Annotated in this window: 10 protein-coding genes; 7 read left to right on the top strand and 3 right to left on the bottom strand. The window is 70.7% G+C overall.

Annotated features, from left to right (window positions below; genetic code table 11):
* Nucleotides 1-391: 391 nt before the first annotated feature.
* Entirely contained in the window at nucleotides 392-1,735 is a 1,344-nt protein-coding gene (locus tag ACSHXN_RS34750; protein ID WP_438304928.1) for an amidase, read from the bottom strand.
* A gap of 269 nt (nucleotides 1,736-2,004) precedes the next feature.
* On the opposite strand from ACSHXN_RS34750, the gene ACSHXN_RS34755 reads away from it, so the two are divergent.
* Nucleotides 2,005-4,350, top strand: coding sequence for an alpha-L-fucosidase (locus tag ACSHXN_RS34755; RefSeq protein ID WP_438304930.1), 2,346 nt, complete (start codon nucleotides 2,005-2,007; stop codon nucleotides 4,348-4,350).
* A gap of 164 nt (nucleotides 4,351-4,514) precedes the next feature.
* Here ACSHXN_RS34755 and ACSHXN_RS34760 read toward each other — a convergent pair whose 3' ends face one another.
* On the bottom strand, nucleotides 4,515-5,585 hold the full coding sequence (locus tag ACSHXN_RS34760) for a LacI family DNA-binding transcriptional regulator (RefSeq protein ID WP_355137122.1): 1,071 nt from the start codon (nucleotides 5,583-5,585) through the stop codon (nucleotides 4,515-4,517).
* Between the two features lie 216 nt (nucleotides 5,586-5,801).
* Between ACSHXN_RS34760 and ACSHXN_RS34765 the strand changes: the two genes are divergently transcribed.
* The 6 genes from ACSHXN_RS34765 to ACSHXN_RS34790 are packed head-to-tail and all read left to right on the top strand — an operon-like array spanning nucleotide 5,802 to nucleotide 15,275.
* The gene (locus ACSHXN_RS34765; RefSeq protein ID WP_359458184.1) at nucleotides 5,802-7,097 is read left to right on the top strand and encodes an ABC transporter substrate-binding protein; all 1,296 of its coding nucleotides are present in this window, start codon (nucleotides 5,802-5,804) and stop codon (nucleotides 7,095-7,097) included.
* A gap of 6 nt (nucleotides 7,098-7,103) precedes the next feature.
* A complete protein-coding gene (locus ACSHXN_RS34770; RefSeq protein WP_355137118.1) occupies nucleotides 7,104-7,997 on the top strand; it encodes a carbohydrate ABC transporter permease in 894 nt (297 codons plus the stop codon).
* On the top strand, nucleotides 7,994-8,899 hold the full coding sequence (locus ACSHXN_RS34775) for a carbohydrate ABC transporter permease (protein WP_438304933.1): 906 nt from the start codon (nucleotides 7,994-7,996) through the stop codon (nucleotides 8,897-8,899). Before ACSHXN_RS34770 ends, ACSHXN_RS34775 begins: the two co-directional genes overlap by 4 nt.
* A 36-nt stretch (nucleotides 8,900-8,935) precedes the next feature.
* A complete protein-coding gene (locus ACSHXN_RS34780; RefSeq protein WP_355137114.1) occupies nucleotides 8,936-10,168 on the top strand; it encodes a glycoside hydrolase 5 family protein in 1,233 nt (410 codons plus the stop codon).
* Between the two features lie 40 nt (nucleotides 10,169-10,208).
* Nucleotides 10,209-12,227 (top strand): endo-beta-N-acetylglucosaminidase, encoded by a 2,019-nt coding sequence (locus tag ACSHXN_RS34785; RefSeq protein ID WP_438304935.1) that lies wholly within the window; start codon nucleotides 10,209-10,211, stop codon nucleotides 12,225-12,227.
* 30 nt (nucleotides 12,228-12,257) lie between these two features.
* Nucleotides 12,258-15,275, top strand: a complete 3,018-nt coding sequence (locus tag ACSHXN_RS34790) for an alpha-mannosidase (protein ID WP_438304938.1) — start codon at nucleotides 12,258-12,260, stop codon at nucleotides 15,273-15,275.
* 125 nt (nucleotides 15,276-15,400) lie between these two features.
* Here the strand turns inward: ACSHXN_RS34790 and ACSHXN_RS34795 are convergent, their stop codons facing one another.
* Nucleotides 15,401-16,138 carry a FadR/GntR family transcriptional regulator gene (locus ACSHXN_RS34795; protein WP_355137108.1) on the bottom strand — a complete coding sequence of 246 codons (738 nt, stop codon included), beginning with the start codon at nucleotides 16,136-16,138 and terminating at the stop codon, nucleotides 15,401-15,403.
* Between the last annotated feature and the right edge of the window lie 11 nt (nucleotides 16,139-16,149).

The raw sequence follows: 16,149 nt of genomic DNA on the forward strand, positions 1-16,149 counted from the left end.
CGCGAGCGCCGAGGTCAGTCCTCACCTCTGACGATGTTCGACTCCGGGCTGCGCCACGTCCCGGTACCCGTCCGGTCCTCGAGGGCCGGTATGCAGGTGCGCAAGGTGTTCTCGCGCGGGGTCCGGGACTTCGCCCAGCCCGTCTGAGGCGGGCGGACGACGGGTGTCTCGCTCGGGTGTGCGGTCACTGCGATTCATCTTCCTTCTGCATCCGACGGCGGCGAGGGCTCTCCCCACTCCGGCCACTCGGCGCCAGTCGGTCGGGTCCCCACCGACGGCTCCCCGAAACCTTCACCGTGCCCGTCGACGCCGTTGCGTCCTGCCGTCGTCACTGTCCGTGCACGCCGCGGGCCGTAACGGCCGGACCGGCCGGGCGGCCGTACCGCCCCGGCTAGCCCAGGGGTGCCGTGCGCCGCCAGGGCTGCAGCGCCTCCAGCCGGCCCGCCAGGTCCAGCAGTGCCGCCTCCGAGCCCGGCCGTCCGACCAGCTGCACCGCGCACGGCGCGCCGTTGGGGAACGCGCCGAAGGGAACCGACATCGCGGGCCAGCCCGTCAGGTTCCAGGGCGGCGTCATGGGGGAGCAGGCGGTGTTGACCAGGATGTTGCGCAGCCAGCCGCGCTCGTGCCACGGTTCCGCGGCCGGACTGCGGCGGGCGAGCGCCGGGGTCAGCAGGATGTCGTGCTCGGCGAAGAACGGCTCCAGGATCCGGCGCAACTGCTCGCGGCGGGCACCGGAGCGCGCGCCATGGACGAAGCGGCGGCCCACCGAGGCGTGGACCCGGGTGCGCCGCGCCAGCCGTCCCGTGTCCAGGCCCTCGGCGTCGACCGCCGTACCGGCCGTCCAGTGCGCAAGGGACGTCGTGCCCAGCCACCACGGGTAGGGCGGGTCGGCCGGGTGTACGTCGTGCCCCGCCTCGGCGAGCAGGGCTGCCGCGGATCGGGCCGCCTCCGCGTACGGACGGCTGACCCGCACGCCGAGCACGGGGCTGCGCAGGGAGAGCGCGACCGTGTGTGCGGCGGGCGGCTTCGTGCTTGTCTCCCGTCGGCCGGCCAGGACTTCGAACATCAGCCGCGCGTCCTCGACGGTCGTCGCGAGCGGCCCGTTCTCGGACATGCCGAACCAGTCGCCGTTGCCGATGCCCGCGGGGACCGTGCCGTGTCCCGGCTTGATGGTGACGAGCCCGCAGTTGGCGGCGGGGATGCGCAGTGAGCCCATTCCGTCGTTGCCGAGCGCGATCGGCACCAGGCCGGCGGCCACCGCCGCGGCACTGCCCCCGGAGGAGCCGCCCGCCGTGCGCGAGGTGTCCCACGGGTTGCGGGCGGCCCCGAACGCCCCCTCGGTGGTGCCGAAGACGCACAGCTCGGGCACGTTCGTGAGCCCGACCACGACCGCCCCTGCCGCGCGCAGCCGGGCCACCGTGACATGGTCGTGGTCGGCGGGCGTGTCCGGGGTCGCGGCCGAGCCGTTGCGGGTGGACTCACCACGTACGGCCAGATTGTCCTTGACGGCCACGGGGACGCCGGCGAGGGGGAGTTCGGCCAGATCGGTACGGTCCGCGACCTCGTCGGCCTCGGCCGGCGCGGAGTCCGCGCGTATGGTGCGGAAGGCGCCGACGCGGCCGTCGAGCCGCTCGATCCGCGCGAGGTGTTCGGCCACGACCTCGCGCGGGGTGGTCCGCTTCTCGCGTACGGCGGCGGCGATCTCTGCGGCGGTACGGCCGACCCAGCTGGTCACGGGCGCTCCCTGTCGGTGCTCGGCGCGGTCGAGGCGTGCACGTACTGGCGAGTACGTGCAGCACTGTGCCCTGCCGAGGGCGCCACGTCGAGACTCTGGCCGCGCCCTTGCCGCGGATGTTCCCCGGGTCACCGACGGGGTCGCCGTCTCCTCGCATCCGGGACTGAACGGTCATCCGATCACTTGCTCAAGTCCTATCGTTACGCGCCCCATTGACAGCCTCCCGGAGACAGCTCAATCATCAGACCTCCGATGAATTGGAGGTGCTCATGAACGCGTATCCAAGACGTCAGGTTCTCGGAGCCGCCGCGGTGGTGGCCGCGGGGGCGACCCTCCCCCTCTCCGCCCCGGCCTCGGCCCGGTCCACCGGCTCATCCGGCGCGGACGCCCACTGGGTTCCGGTCCCCGATCCCGTTCCCGTCGCCCTCGACGGCTACTTCGACAACGATGCCATCGACACCGCGTCCGCCCGCGGCGGCAACTTCGACGGTTCCGGCTACACCTTCCCGGGCGAGGAACTGCCCGCAGGACGCGTGGTCGTCGACGGCATCCTCTTCGACTTCCCGTCCTCCGCCGCGGGCGCCGCCAACAACATCGTCGCCCTCGGCCAGCGCGTCGACCTGCCCAAGGGGCGTTACCTCTCCGCCCTGTTCCTCACTTCGGGCAGCTACGGCAACGCCTCCGGCCAGGCCACCGTGCACTACGCGGACGGGACGACGACGACCGGCGGGCTCGGCGGGTCTGACTGGTACGCGGCGGGCGGTTCGCTGTCGGCTCCGTACCGCTATGCACCGGACGGCAGCAAGGACGAGCACACCGTCGGCATCGGCACGGCCGAGGTCTGGATCGACCCCCGGCGCGAGGCGGTCGGCCTCACCCTGCCGACCACCAACCCGGCCGCGGAGGGCAAGGCATCCCTGCACGTCTTCGCGCTCTCCCTGCAACCGGTCGCCGAGGGACGGGCGCTGGCGCTGCGCGACGCGCACTCCACGTTCTCCCTCCTCGAGGCCGGCGGTGCCCAGAGCGTGGAGGCGACCGTGGTCAACGCGGGCACGGTCGCCGTACTGGCCGCCGACGAGGTGGCCGTGAGCGTCGACGTGCCCGGTGCCCGTACCGTCGAACCGGGCCGGGTCAGGCGTCTCGACCCCGGTGAGCAGGCCCGGGTACGGATCGGCATCCGCAACCGCGGCGGCACGACCCCGGGCACGGTGCGGCCCGGCACGGTCGCGGTCCACAGCGGCCGCCGCCAGGTCGGCGCGCAGACGGCGGACCTCACCCTCGGCGTGCCGGACTACCGGCCCACCGACGCCTTGCTCGCCGGGCACCAGGCGCCCTATTGGTTCCACCGTGTGAAGTTCGGCATCTTCATCCACTGGGGTGTCTACTCCGTGCCGGCCTGGTCACCGGTCGGCCAGCAGTACGCCGAGTGGTACTGGAACAACCTGCAGAGCACGGACAACGCGGTGTACGCCTACCACGCGCAGACCTACGGCGAGGACTTCGCCTACGACGACTTCATCCCGATGTTCACGGCGGCCCGGTTCGACCCGCGGTCCTGGGTGGAACTGTTCCGGGACGCGGGCGCCCAGTACCACGTGCTCACCTCCAAGCACCATGAGGGCTTCGCCCTGTGGGACACCAAGCTCTCCGACCGCAACGCGGTGAAGATGGGCCCGAAGCGCGATCTGATCCGGGAACTCTTCGACGCCTCCGCGAAGTTCGCACCGGAGCTGCACCGGGGCCTCTACTTCTCGATGCCGGAGTGGTTCAACCCTGACAACCCGTGGATGGGCCACGCGCCGCGCAACCCGTACACCCTGGAGCCGGTCCCGTACACCGGATACACGGCGGGCAAGGACTATGTGAAGGACTACCAGGCCCCTCAGATGCTGGAGCTCGTCCACCGGTACGACCCGGCCGTCCTGTGGTGCGACATCGGCGGCGCCAACGACAGCCTCGACGTCGTCGCCGAGTACTTCAACCACGGTAAAAACCGGCCGAAGCCGTACGAGGTGGCCGTCAACGACCGCTCGGGCATCGCCTTCCACGACTTCACGACCCCCGAGTACACGACGTACGACAACACCGTCGTCGCCAAGTGGGAGGCGAGCCGGGGTCTCGACCCGTTCAGCTACGGCTACAACCGGGCGACCCCCGACGACCGCTACATGACGACCGAGGAGGTCGTGCACAGTCTGGTCGACATCGTGTCGAAGAACGGCAACTTCCTCCTCGACATCGGTCCTCGCGCCGACGGCACCATCCCGGAGATCATGCAGACCCGGCTGCGTGAGACCGGCCACTGGCTGAAGACCAACGGCGAGGCGATCTACGACACGACGTACTGGTCCCGTATGGCGCAGCTCGGTGAGGACCTGCGCTTCACGGTCCGGCAGAACGAGGCGTTCTACATCCACTCGCTGACGCAACCGGGCAGCACCCTGACGGTGGAGGCGCCTGTGCCGATCCGCGGCGGGGACAAGGTGACGATGCTCGGCCACGACCGGCCGCTGACCTGGCGGGTGCGCAACGGATCGCTGGTGATCGACGTGCCGCAGGCGGCACGCAGGGCGGGCCGCCATGTCTGGGTGTTCAAGGTGGAGTGGCACAGCTGAGGGAGCAGGGCCGTCGGCGGCGAACCTCCGGGCGTGCTGCCCGGTGCGGGGCCGGTTCGTCGCCGTTCGACGGTCCGGCGAGGGGGCGGGGCGGTCCGGTCGTCGTCCGGCCGGGGTGATCCCCGCCGCCTCCGGCGTTTCCACCGCCGTTCTCCCCGGGGGGACTACTCGCTCCCCCGGGGCAGGGGCCGCGAGTCGAGCGCCGCCCCGGTGCTCTCCCGCTCGATCAGTCGCGGCACGGGTACCTGGACCGTGCGGGCCGGGCCACCGTCCAGCAGCGCCGTCAGCTCTTCCGCCGCCTTGCGGCCGAACTCCACCGTGTCACGGGAGAGTGCGGACAGCCACGGCTTGACCATGCGGCACAGCGCCGAGTCCTCCCACGAGATCACCGAGACGTCGGTCGGCACCGCGAAGCCCAGCTCGGCCGCCGTGGTGACGCCGGCGAGCGCCATCACGTCGTTGTCGTAGACCAGCGCGGTCGGCGGTGCGTCCTCGGCCAGCACGCGGCGGGTGACGGCGGCGCCCTCCGCGTCCGAGTAGTCGGTGGTCACCGACCGCACTTCGCAAAGGCCCCGCCGTTCGGCCTCCGTGCGCAGCGTACGGATGCGGCGCTCGGTGTGCGCGAGGCCCGGAAGGCCCGCGATGTGCACGATCCTGCGATGGCCGAGCGCATACAACTGGTCGACCACCGCCGCCATCGCGCCCGCGTCGTCGGCCCAGACCGTGGACAGCCCGGGATGCCGTGCGTCCGGCACCCCGCCGATCACCACGGCGGGCAGGCCCAGTTCGTCGAGCAGATCGGGGCGCGGATCGTCCGTACGCGGATCGACCACCATCACGCCGTCCACCCGGTGCTCGGCCCACCAGCGCCGGTAGACGCCGCACTCCGCGTCCACGTCCTCCACCACCTGGAAGAGCAGGCCCAGGTGACGCTCCGCCAGTACCTCCTGGATGCCGGAGATGAGCTGGAGGAAGAAGGAGTCCACGCCCAGTGTGTCCGCCGGGCGCGCCACCACCAGGCCCACCGTGGCCGCACCCTCGCCGGAGAGCTGGCGCGCCGCGGTGCTCGGCCGCCAGCCCAGCTGCTCGGCGACCCGGCGCACCCGGTCGCGGGTGACCTCGGAGACGCCGGGCCGTCCGTTGAGCGCGAAGGAGACGGCGCTCTCGGAGACCCCGGCACGCCGGGCGATGTCCTTCATGGTCGGACGGCGTGCGGGGGACCGCTTGGCGGGCACGGCGGCCCCTTTCTGTGAGTGGACTAATGCGCTTGAGTACTCAGACCCTAAAGCGCATTAGTGAGAACCTGCAAGTATTCCTTCGAAGGGGCTCTGACCTGGACTAATGAGCGACGTATTTCATTAGCTGAGGCGAATCCATTGACTTCTCTCGAACGCGCCGTGCATGGTCGCTGGCGACACCAGCCGCCGACGCCGCAAGGGAGCCGTGTCACCGTGCCCACTCCATCCCGCAGAACATTCGCCGTCGCCGCCCTCGCCGCCCTCGTCCTGCCGCTGAGCGCCTGCGGTTCCTCGGACGACGGCGGTGGATCCACCGACGCCTCCGGCAAGGTCGAGGGGGACATCACCTTCCAGACCTGGAACCTGCGCGCCAACTTCAAGCCGTACTTCGACGGCCTGATCGCCGACTTCGAGAAGAAGTACCCCGGCACCCATGTGAAGTGGATCGACCAGCCCGCCGAGGGCTACGCCGACAAGCTCAGCGCGGACGCGGCGGGCGGGACCCTGCCCGACGTGGTCAACGTCTCGCCCGACCTGCTCGCCCCCCTGGTCAAGGCGGGACTCGCCCTCGACCTCGACAAGGCCGCGGCCAAGTACCGGCCCGAGTACCTGGACGGAGCGTGGACGGGGCAGCAGATACCGGGCGTGAGCGGTACCTACGCCTTCCCCTGGTACCTGAACACCGGCCCGATGTTCTACAACAAGGGCCTGTTCAAGAAGGCCGGACTCGACCCGGACTCGCCCCCGAAGACGTACGACGAACTCTTCACCGACGCCCTGCAGATGGCGCAGAAGAGCAACGGCAAGGTCGCCACCCTCGCCAATGTGCCCACGGTCGAGGACTTCGGCCGCTACGGCGTCGAGCTGATGAACAAGCAGGGCACGGGCTTCGCCTTCAACGACGCGAAGGGCGTCGAGCTCCTCACCAAGTACAAGGAGCTGTACGACGCCAAGGCGCTCGACCCGCAGGCCCTGACCGCCACGCCCGAGTCCTCCGGGAAGAAGTTCCTCACCGAGGCCGTCGCCATGAACCCGGGCAGCGCGCTGGACCTGGAGAACTTCAAGAAGCAGGCGCCGAACCTGTACAAGAACATCGGGATCACCGACCAGATCACCAGCACCGGTCACGTCAACATGTACGTGATGGGCGTGATGGTCAACTCCCGTACCAAGCGCACTCCGGCAGCCGTCGCCTTCGCGCACTACGTGACCGACGCGCAGAACCAGATGTCGTTCGCGAAGCAGGTGGCCATCTTCCCGAGCACCGCCGGCTCGCTCGACGACCCGTACTTCACCAAGGAGGACGGCACGGACGAGACGCGGGTGCGGATCGCGGCCGCCAAGTCCCTGAAGAACGCGGTCAACTACACGCCCGTGCTGTTCAGCGACCAGATGAAGACCGCGCTGCGCAACGAGGTCGCCAAGGCGCTCCAGGGCAAGGAGAGCCCCAAGGCGGCACTCGACAACGCTGTCAAGGCCTGCGACCAGCTTCTCCAGCAGCAGGGCTGAACCATCATGGCCACATCCACCGTGTCGCGGGTGCGGCGCCAACTGCCCACCAGCCCCTGGCTCTTCGCCGTGCCGGGGCTGGTGGTGACCGGCGTCTTCATCCTCTATCCGTTCGTCTCCACCGTGGTGAACGCCTTCACCGACCGCCGCACCCTGATCCCGGGCAGGTTCGTGGGGCTCGCCAACTTCCGCGAGCTGCTCCATGACGACATGTTCTGGATCGGCCTGCGCAACAGTGCGCTCTACGTCCTCGGGGTCGTCCCCGCGCTCGTCGTGCTGCCCCTGCTGCTCGCCCTGCTGGTGCAGAAGAACATCCCCGGTATCGCGTTCTTCCGCTCCGCCTTCTACACCCCGGTGGTCGCCTCCATCGTCGTCGTGGGCCTGATCTGGGTGTGGCTGCTGGACGAGCGCGGTCTGGTGAACTCGCTGCTGGAGACGATCGGAGTCGGCCGGGTCGGCTTCCTCAGCGACCAGTGGCTGCTCCTGCTGAGCGCCATGGCCGTCACGGTCTGGAAGGGCCTCGGCTACTACATGATCATCTACTTGGCCGCGCTCGCCCATGTCCCCCGTGAACTGCACGAGGCCGCGGCCGTGGACGGCGCGGGTGCCGTGCGTCGCTTCCTGACGGTCACCGTGCCCGCGCTCCGCTCCACCATGGTGCTGGTCGCCGCGCTCTCCTCGGTCGCCGCCTTCAAGGTGTTCTCCGAGGTGTACCTGATGGCCGGTCCCACCGGTGGCCCGGCCGGGGAGGACACGACCCTGGTCATGCTCGTCCAGCGCACCGGCACGGGCCTGACCGGCCGGGTCGGCTATGCCTCGGCGATCTCGCTCGTCGTGTTCGTCGTCACCGTGGCGCTGATGCTGCTCGTCCTGCGCGCGGACCGGAGGGAGGACGCATGAGCGTCGTGGAGAAGGCACCGCCGTCTGCCGCGCCGGCCGCCGTGCGCCGCGGACCGGTCACCGACGAGCACGGCCGCCGCATCCGGGTGTGGGAACTGGTCCTGAGGTACGTGCTGCTGCTGTGTGTGCTGGCCCTGACGGTCGGCCCGTTCCTGTGGCAGCTGTCCACCTCGCTGAAAGGCCCGACCGAGGACATCTTCAGCTCCCCGCCCTCCTTCCTGCCCGCCCACCCGACGCTGCACAACTACGCGCGCGTCGCGGACACCATCCCCGTGTGGGACTACGCCCTCAACTCGATGAAGGTCGCCACCGTCAACGTCGTGACCAACTGCGTAGGCTCGGCCCTCGCGGGCTACGCACTGGCCCGGTTGCGCTACCGGGGCCGCAGGGTCGCCACCCTCGTCTTCATCCTGGCGATGCTGGTCCCCGCGGAGAGCATCATCATCGCCCAGTTCACCACCATGCGGGAGCTCGGCCTCAACAACTCGCTGGTCGGCGTGGTCCTGCCGGGCAGCGTCGGCGCCCTGAACGTGCTGCTGATGCGCAACGCCTTCCTCAACCTCCCCTTCGAGATAGAGGAGGCCGCGTTCGTCGACGGCGCCAACGTCTGGCAGCGGTTCGTCAGGATCGCGCTGCCGTCGGTCAAGGGCACCCTCGCCGTCGTCGCGATCTTCGCGTTCATGTTCTCGTGGGACGACTTCCTGTGGCCGCTGATCGTGCTGAGCGACCCGTCGAAGTTCACCCTGACCATCGGACTCAACTATCTGCACGGCACCTTCGCCAACGACGAGCGCCTCGTCGCCGCGGGCACCGTCATCGCGGTGGCGCCGCTCATGGTCCTCTTCGCCTGCCTGCAGCGCTACTTCTTCCGCGGCGTGGGCGAGGGCGCCGTCAAGGGCTGAACCTCCGTACGCGCACCACTGTCTGAAGGAATCCGCATGCCGCATGACGTGCGCTTCGGCGTCAACTACACCCCGAGCGAGGGGTGGTTCCACCACTGGCTCGACTTCGACCTGGACTCCGTACGCGCCGACCTCGACTCGATCGCCGCGCTCGGCCTGGACCACATCCGGGTCTTCGCGCTGTGGCCCTACTTCCAGCCCAACCGCACCCTGATCCGCCCCCGCGCGGTCGAGCAGCTTCTCGCGCTCGCCGACGCGGCGGCCGAGCGCGGACTGGACGTCAATGTGGACGGTCTGCAGGGGCATCTGTCGAGCTTCGACTTCCTGCCCGCCTGGACGCAGACCTGGCACCGGCGCAACATCTTCACCGATCCGGAGGTCGTCGAGGGCGAGGCCGCCTACCTGCGGACGCTTGCCGCCGCCCTGGCCGACCGGCCGAACTTCATCGGCATGACGATCGGCAACGAGGTCAATCAGTTCGCCGCCGGCCCGCATCCGGACCCGGACCGCATCACCCCGGAACAGGCAGGGCGGTGGCTGACCCGATTGCTCGCCGCGTGCGCCGAGGGCGCCCCCGGCAGACTGCATCTGCACGCCTCGTACGACGCCGCCTGGTACCAGGACGACCAGCCCTTCACCCCCGAGCACTCGGCCCGCCTCGGTGATCTCACCGCCGTGCACTCCTGGGTGTTCAACGGAACCGCCCAGCGCCACGGCCGCACCGGGACCGCCACCGAGCACCACGCGGCCTACCTCGTCGAGCTCTCCAAGGCCTGGGCCGACGACCCGCATCGCCCTGTGTGGCTCCAGGAGGTCGGTGCGCCCGCCCCGCTGATTCCCGCGGAGCACGCCGCGGCCTTCACCGAGGCGACCGTCACCAACGCGCTCGACTGCCCGGACCTGTGGGGTGTGACCTGGTGGTGCTCGCACGACGTCAGCCGGGATCTCGCCGACTTCCCCGCACTCGAGTACGGGCTCGGCCTCCTGACCAACGACCGGCGGCCCAAGCCCGCGGCCGCGGCGCTCGCCCGGATCGCCGGTGCACAACGGGCGGCCGAGCCCGCTCCCCGCACCACCGCACTGGTCGTCGACACGACGGCCGGCCGCTCCGTCTGCGCTCCCGGCGGCCCCGTCTTCGAGGCCTTCGCCCGGCTGACCGCCGACGGGGCCCGGCCCACCACAGTTCTCGCGCGCCGCGCCGACGACAAGGAGCACCTCGCGGCGCGTGGCATCACCGAAGTCGTCACCCCCGATCAGGTCACCGAGTAGCCCGTCCCCACACCGTCCCCACGACGAAACGGAGCACACAGTGAACCTCAGCAGACGCGCGGTCCTGCTCGCCGGAGCGGCAACCGCGCTCACCCCCGTGCTGCCCACGCCCGGCGCCTCGGCGGCGACCCGAGACCTCCAGCCGCACGCCTCCTACTGGTACCCCGACTCCCTGCCCTCCGGCACCCCGGGCACCGGCATCACCTGGCGCAGCCTGAAGAACTGGAGCGCTGCCACCGACACGGACCTGGCCTTCAACGCAGCCTCCGTGCCGCTCGCCACCCGATTCACCCCCACCCCCGCGAACACCACCGCACGCTCCGGCCAGGCCCGCGTCCAGTCGCTGGTCTCGTTCGGGCCCACCTCGGCCAACCCCTCCCAGGGCGCGCCCACCGCCGACTACTACGCCCTGACCCACTGGGCGTACCTCGACGAACTGGTCTTCTGGGGCGGTTCGGCCGGCGAGGGACTGATCCTCGCGCCCAACGCCCCGATCGTGGACGCGGCCCACCGGCACGGCGTACCCGTCCTCGGCAACATCTTCCTGCCACCCGTGGCCTTCGGTGGACAGCTCCAGTGGACACGTGACCTCGTTCAGAAGGACGCCGCGGGACGCTTTCCGCTCGCCCGGCAACTCGTCGCGCTCGCGCAGGCGTACGGCTTCGACGGCTGGTTCGTCAACGCCGAGACCGGTGGCGGGGACAGCGCGCTCGGTGCCGACATGCTCGGGTTCGTCAAGGAGCTGAAGGCGCTGAGCGCGGCGAAAGGGCTGCGCGTCACCTGGTACGACGCGATGACCGTGAACGGAACGGTTTCCTGGCAGGGCGCCCTCGACAGCCAGAACCAGGCGTTCTTCCAGTCGGCGGACACCATGTTCGTCGACTTCAGATGGTCGAAGAGCTCACTGGCCTCCTCGGGCACGCTGGCCGGGCAGCTCGGCCGCAACCGCTATGAGCTGTGGGCGGGCGTCGACGTGGAGTCGGGCGGCACCGGCACCTCGGTGAACTGGGACGCGATCGTGCCGGCCACCGCCGCGCATGTCACCTCGATCGGCTTGTACCGGCCGGAGTGGACCCGTAACCACCTGCCCGCGAACCGCACACCCGGCGACTTCCACACGGCCGACGACCTCTTCTGGACCGGTGCGTCCCTCGACCCGTCCCGGCCGGACACCACGGCGAGCTGGCGCGCCCCGGCCCTGTCGGTCGCCGACCGGTCCACCGTCGACGCGCTCCCGTTCGCGACCGTCTTCAACACCGGGCACGGACTGAAGTGGTACGAGGACGGCGAGGCCACCTCTTCCACCCCCTGGAACCACCTCGGCCTCCAGGACCGGCTGCCGTCCCGCCGGTGGGTCGTCCGCACCAGTGGCACCCGCCCCTTCGTCGCCTTCGACTTCGCCGACGCCTGGCGCGGCGGCAGCAGCCTGCTGGTCTCCGGGACCCTCGATGCACCGGCCACGCTGGAGCTGTACGCGACCCGGCTGCCGATCGGCCCGCAGACGGTCGTCGAGGTGACCCATCGGGCCGACGCGGGCGACGTCCGCACGGAGCTGGCGGTCGCCACCACGGAGCCGGGCGCTGCGGGCCAGGCGCCCGCGTACACCTTCTACCCCCTGTCGGGCGGCGCCGGCTGGCAGACCACCACCGTGCCGCTGACCGGGCTGTCCGGCAGGGTGCGCAGGCTGGCCGTGCGACTCACCGGCAGCGGCGGCGAGGTGCGCTGGCGCCTCGGGCGGCTCGCCGTCCGCGACGCGATGACCGCCCCGGCGGCCCCGGTCGGCCTGCGCGTCATCGACGCCGACGGCGGTGACCTGCGCTTCGCCTGGCAGGCCGCCCCCGCCGCCCCCAGGGCCGGAGCCCCCGTCGTACGGCACCATGAGCTGTACCGGATCCTGCCCGACGGGACGCGCCGCTTCCTCGGCGGCACCTGCCAGTCGGCGTACTACGTCGGTGGGCTCACGGCGGAGCAGGGCGAGAATGCCGCACGGTTCGAACTGCGCGCAGTCGGGGAGCTCTACAACGTCTCGACTCCGGCCACGACGACCCACCGCTGGTAACACCCGCACCCACACCCCACGGAGCACCCCATGCATGACGACCGCACCCTGGTCGAAGCCCGCCTGCGCCGCGTCCTCGACGAGCGCATCCGCCCCGCCGTGTACCCCGAGTCCGTGCCGCTCCAGGTCGCTGTGTGGCACGCACCCGGGGAACCGGTACCGGTCGCCGAGGGCCTTGCGGCTCCCGTCGAACCGATCGCGGTGGGCGCTCGCTGGGGCGCCCCGTGGGGTACCAGCTGGTTCCGGGTGACCGGGACCGTGCCCGAGGCCTGGGCGGGCAGGACCGTCGAGGCGCTGCTCGACCTAGGCTTCGACGAGAACATGCCCGGCTTCCAGTGCGAAGGCCTCGTCTACCGACCCGACGGAACCCCGGTGAAGGGGCTCAACCCACGCAACCAGTGGGTGCGGATCGGGTCCCCGGCCGAGGGCGGCGAGCAGGTGGAGCTGTGCATCGAGGCCGCCTCGAATCCCGTCATCCTGGACTACCACCCCTTCCGGCCCACGCAGCTCGGCGACAGGGAGACGGCGGGCACCGAGCCGCAGTACCGGCTGGAGCGGATGGATCTCGCGGTGTTCGACGAGACCGTTTGGCAGCTGGTCCTCGATCTCGAGGTGCTCGGCGAGCTGATGGCCGAACTGCCGGTCGACTCGGCGCGGCGCTCGGAGATCCTGCGCGCGGTGGACCGGGCGCTGGACGCCGTCGACCTCCAGGACGTCAACGGCACGGCGGAGCGGGCCCGTTCGCAGCTCACCGAGGTCCTGGCGGCCCCTGCCGCGCCCTCCGCCCACCGCATCAGCGCAGTCGGGCATGCACACATCGACTCGGCATGGCTGTGGCCGCTGCGCGAGACGGTGCGCAAGGTGGCCCGTACGACGTCGAACATGACCGCGCTCGTCGAGGACGAGCCGGAGTTCGTCTTCGCCATGTCCCAGGCCCAGCAGTGGGCGTGGGTCAAGGAGCACCGGCCCGAGGTGTGGGCGCGGGTCAAGAAGGCCGTGGCGGAGGGCCGGTTCGTGCCGGCGGGCGGCATGTGGGTGGAGTCCGACACCAACATGCCGGGCTCGGAGGCGATGGCCCGTCAGTTCGTGCACGGAAAGCGGTTCTTCCTGGACGAGTTCGGCATCGAGAACGACGAGGCGTGGCTGCCCGACACCTTCGGCTTCGCTGCAGGACTGCCGCAGATCATCAAGGCCGCCGGGTCCAAGTGGCTGCTCACGCAGAAGATCTCGTGGTCGCAGACCAACAAGTTCCCGCACCACACGTTCCTGTGGGAGGGCATCGACGGGACCCGGATCTTCACCCACTTCCCGCCCGTCGACACCTACAACTGCTCGATGAAGGGCAGCGAGATCGCCCACGCCGCACGGAACTTCAAGGACAAGGGGGTCGCCAGGCACTCGCTCGCGCCGACCGGCTGGGGTGACGGCGGCGGCGGCACGACGCGGGAGATGGTCGCCAAGGCGGCACGTCTGCGTGATCTCGAGGGCTCGGCGACGGTGGTGTGGGAAACGCCGGAGAAGTTCTTCGAGAAGGCGGAGCGGGAGTACGCCCATCCGCCCGTCTGGGTGGGCGAGCTGTACCTGGAACTGCACCGCGCCACGCTGACCAGCCAGGCCAGGACCAAGCAGGGCAACCGGCGCAGCGAACACCTGCTCAGGGAAGCCGAGCTGTGGGCGGCCACGGCGGCCGTGCAAGCCGGATTCCGCTACCCGGGCGAGGAGCTGGACCGCATCTGGAAGACGGTGCTGCTCCACCAGTTCCACGACATCCTGCCCGGCTCCTCGATCGCGTGGGTGCACCGGGAGGCGCGGGCCACCTACGAGCGGATCGCCGGCGAGCTGAACGGGATCATCGAGGCGGCACAGCGGGCGCTGGCCGGTGAGGGATCGGTGCCGCTGGTGTTCAACGCGGCCCCGCACTCCCGGGCCGGGGTCCCCGCGGGCGGGGCGGGCGAGTCGGCCGGCGCGGGCGAGGTGTCGCTGACGGCGCGCTCCGAGGGCGGCTTCGTCCTGCACAACGGGCTGCTGCGCACGGAGGTCGATGCTCGGGGGCTGGTCGTCTCCGTGTACGACCTTCGGGCCGAGCGTGAGACGGTCGCACCCGGGTGCGCCGCCAACCTCCTCCAGCTCCACCCCGACTTCCCCAATATGTGGGACGCCTGGGACGTGGACGAGTTCTACCGCAACACGGTCACCGATCTGGTCGAAGCCGACGAGGTCGGGCCGGGTGAGGACGGCGTGTCGGTGCGCGTCGTGCGGTCCTTCGGCGACTCCCGGGTCACTCAGGTGCTGTCGCTGACGCCGGGGGAGCGGCGGCTGGAGCTCGACACGGAAGTCGACTGGCACGAGACGGAGAAGTTCCTGAAACTGGCGTTCCCCCTGGACGTGCATGCCGAACGGTATGCGTCCGAGACCCAGTTCGGGCACTTCCACCGGCCCACGCACACCAACACCTCCTGGGAGGCGGCGAAGTTCGAGGCCTGCAACCACCGGTTCGTGCATCTGGAGGAGCCGGGCTGGGGCGTGGCGGTGGTGAACGACTCCACGTACGGCCACGACGTGACCCGCACGGTGCGGGACACCGACTCCGGTACGACCACCACCGTCCGGGTCTCCCTTCTGCGTGCCCCGCGCTTCCCCGACCCGGAGACCGACCAGGGTGTCCACCGCTTCCGACACGCGCTGACGCCGGGAGCCACGATCGGGGACGCGGTGCGCGAGGGCTGGCGGATCAACCTGCCCGAACGGCGGATGGACGGTGGGCGCGCGGTGGAGCCGCTGGTGACGATGGCACAGGACGCGGTCGTGGTGACGGCGGTAAAGCTGGCCGACGACGGCAGCGGTGACGTCGTGGTGCGCTTCCACGAGTCCCGCGGCGGTCGCACCGAGGCCACGCTCACCGCGGGGTTCGAGGTGGCGGCGGCGGTGGCGACGGACCTGTTGGAGCGGCCGCTCGGCGATGCGCCCGCACCGCACCGCGAGGGCGGCCGGATCACGCTGCGGCTGCGCCCGTTCGAGCTGGTGACCCTGCGGTTGAAGCGGGCCTGAGGCGGACGCGGGGCATCGCGCGCTCAGTGCGCGGTGCCCCGCCGGGAGCCCACCGGGACGGTTTTGCGCCCTGGATCACCAGACGGCGGTGCGCACTCGATGTGACTCGTCCCGAGCACGGCCGTCTAGGGAGTGAGCTGCGCCCGCAGCCACTGCTCCACCTCGCCCACGTGCGCGGCGGCCGCCGCTCGGGCCGCCTCCGGATCGTGGGCCACCAGGGCACGGTGAATCGCCGCGTGCTCGCGGCGGGTGCGGGCGAAGGCGCCCTCCTCCTGGTAGCCGCGCCAGACACGGGCCCGGAAGGTGCGTGAGGACAGGCCCTCCAGTATCGCCGCCATGGTCTCGTTGCCGGCGGCGGCGGCGATCTCGCGGTGGAAGGCGAGGTCGTGCGCGAGGATCTCCTCCGGGTCCTCCGTCGCGTTCATCGCGGTCAGGTGCTTCTCGACCTCGGCGAGTTGTTCGTCGGTGATCCGGGCGGCGGCGAGGGCCGTGGCCGTCGACTCCAGGATGCGCCGGACCTCGAGCAGCTCGACCAGGCGCGGTCCGCGCGAGAGATCCGCCACCACACCGAACGTCTCCAGGAGGTCGCCCGCCTCCAGCAGGGTCACATAGATGCCCGAGCCGTGCCGCGCCTCCAGCACCCCGAGGACCGTGAGTGCACGGATCGCCTCCCGCATCGAGCTGCGCGAGATGCCCAGTTGGACCGCAAGATCGCGTTCCGTCGGCAGCCGCTGGCCCGGCTCAAGCCGGCCCTCGGCGATCATCGCCTTGATCTGCTCGATGGCGCGCTGCGTCACCGTCCCCTTCTGCGGAGCGTTCGCCGTCTTCTCCGGCTCCGTCCCCTCGGTCGGTGTCTCGTCCACGCCACTTCCTC

Origin of the sequence: Streptomyces sp. HUAS TT11 (assembly GCF_051553595.1) — a bacterium.
Lineage (GTDB): Bacteria > Actinomycetota > Actinomycetes > Streptomycetales > Streptomycetaceae > Streptomyces.

Excerpts from the sequence above, each read along its gene's own strand:
- ACSHXN_RS34770 (WP_355137118.1), top strand. The coding sequence starts at position 7,104 with ATGGCCACATCCACCGTGTCGCGGGTGCGGCGCCAACTGCCCACCAGC.
- ACSHXN_RS34755 (WP_438304930.1), top strand. The coding sequence starts at position 2,005 with ATGAACGCGTATCCAAGACGTCAGGTTCTCGGAGCCGCCGCGGTGGTG.
- ACSHXN_RS34775 (WP_438304933.1), top strand. The coding sequence starts at position 7,994 with ATGAGCGTCGTGGAGAAGGCACCGCCGTCTGCCGCGCCGGCCGCCGTG.
- ACSHXN_RS34780 (WP_355137114.1), top strand. The coding sequence starts at position 8,936 with ATGCCGCATGACGTGCGCTTCGGCGTCAACTACACCCCGAGCGAGGGG.
- ACSHXN_RS34790 (WP_438304938.1), top strand. The coding sequence starts at position 12,258 with ATGCATGACGACCGCACCCTGGTCGAAGCCCGCCTGCGCCGCGTCCTC.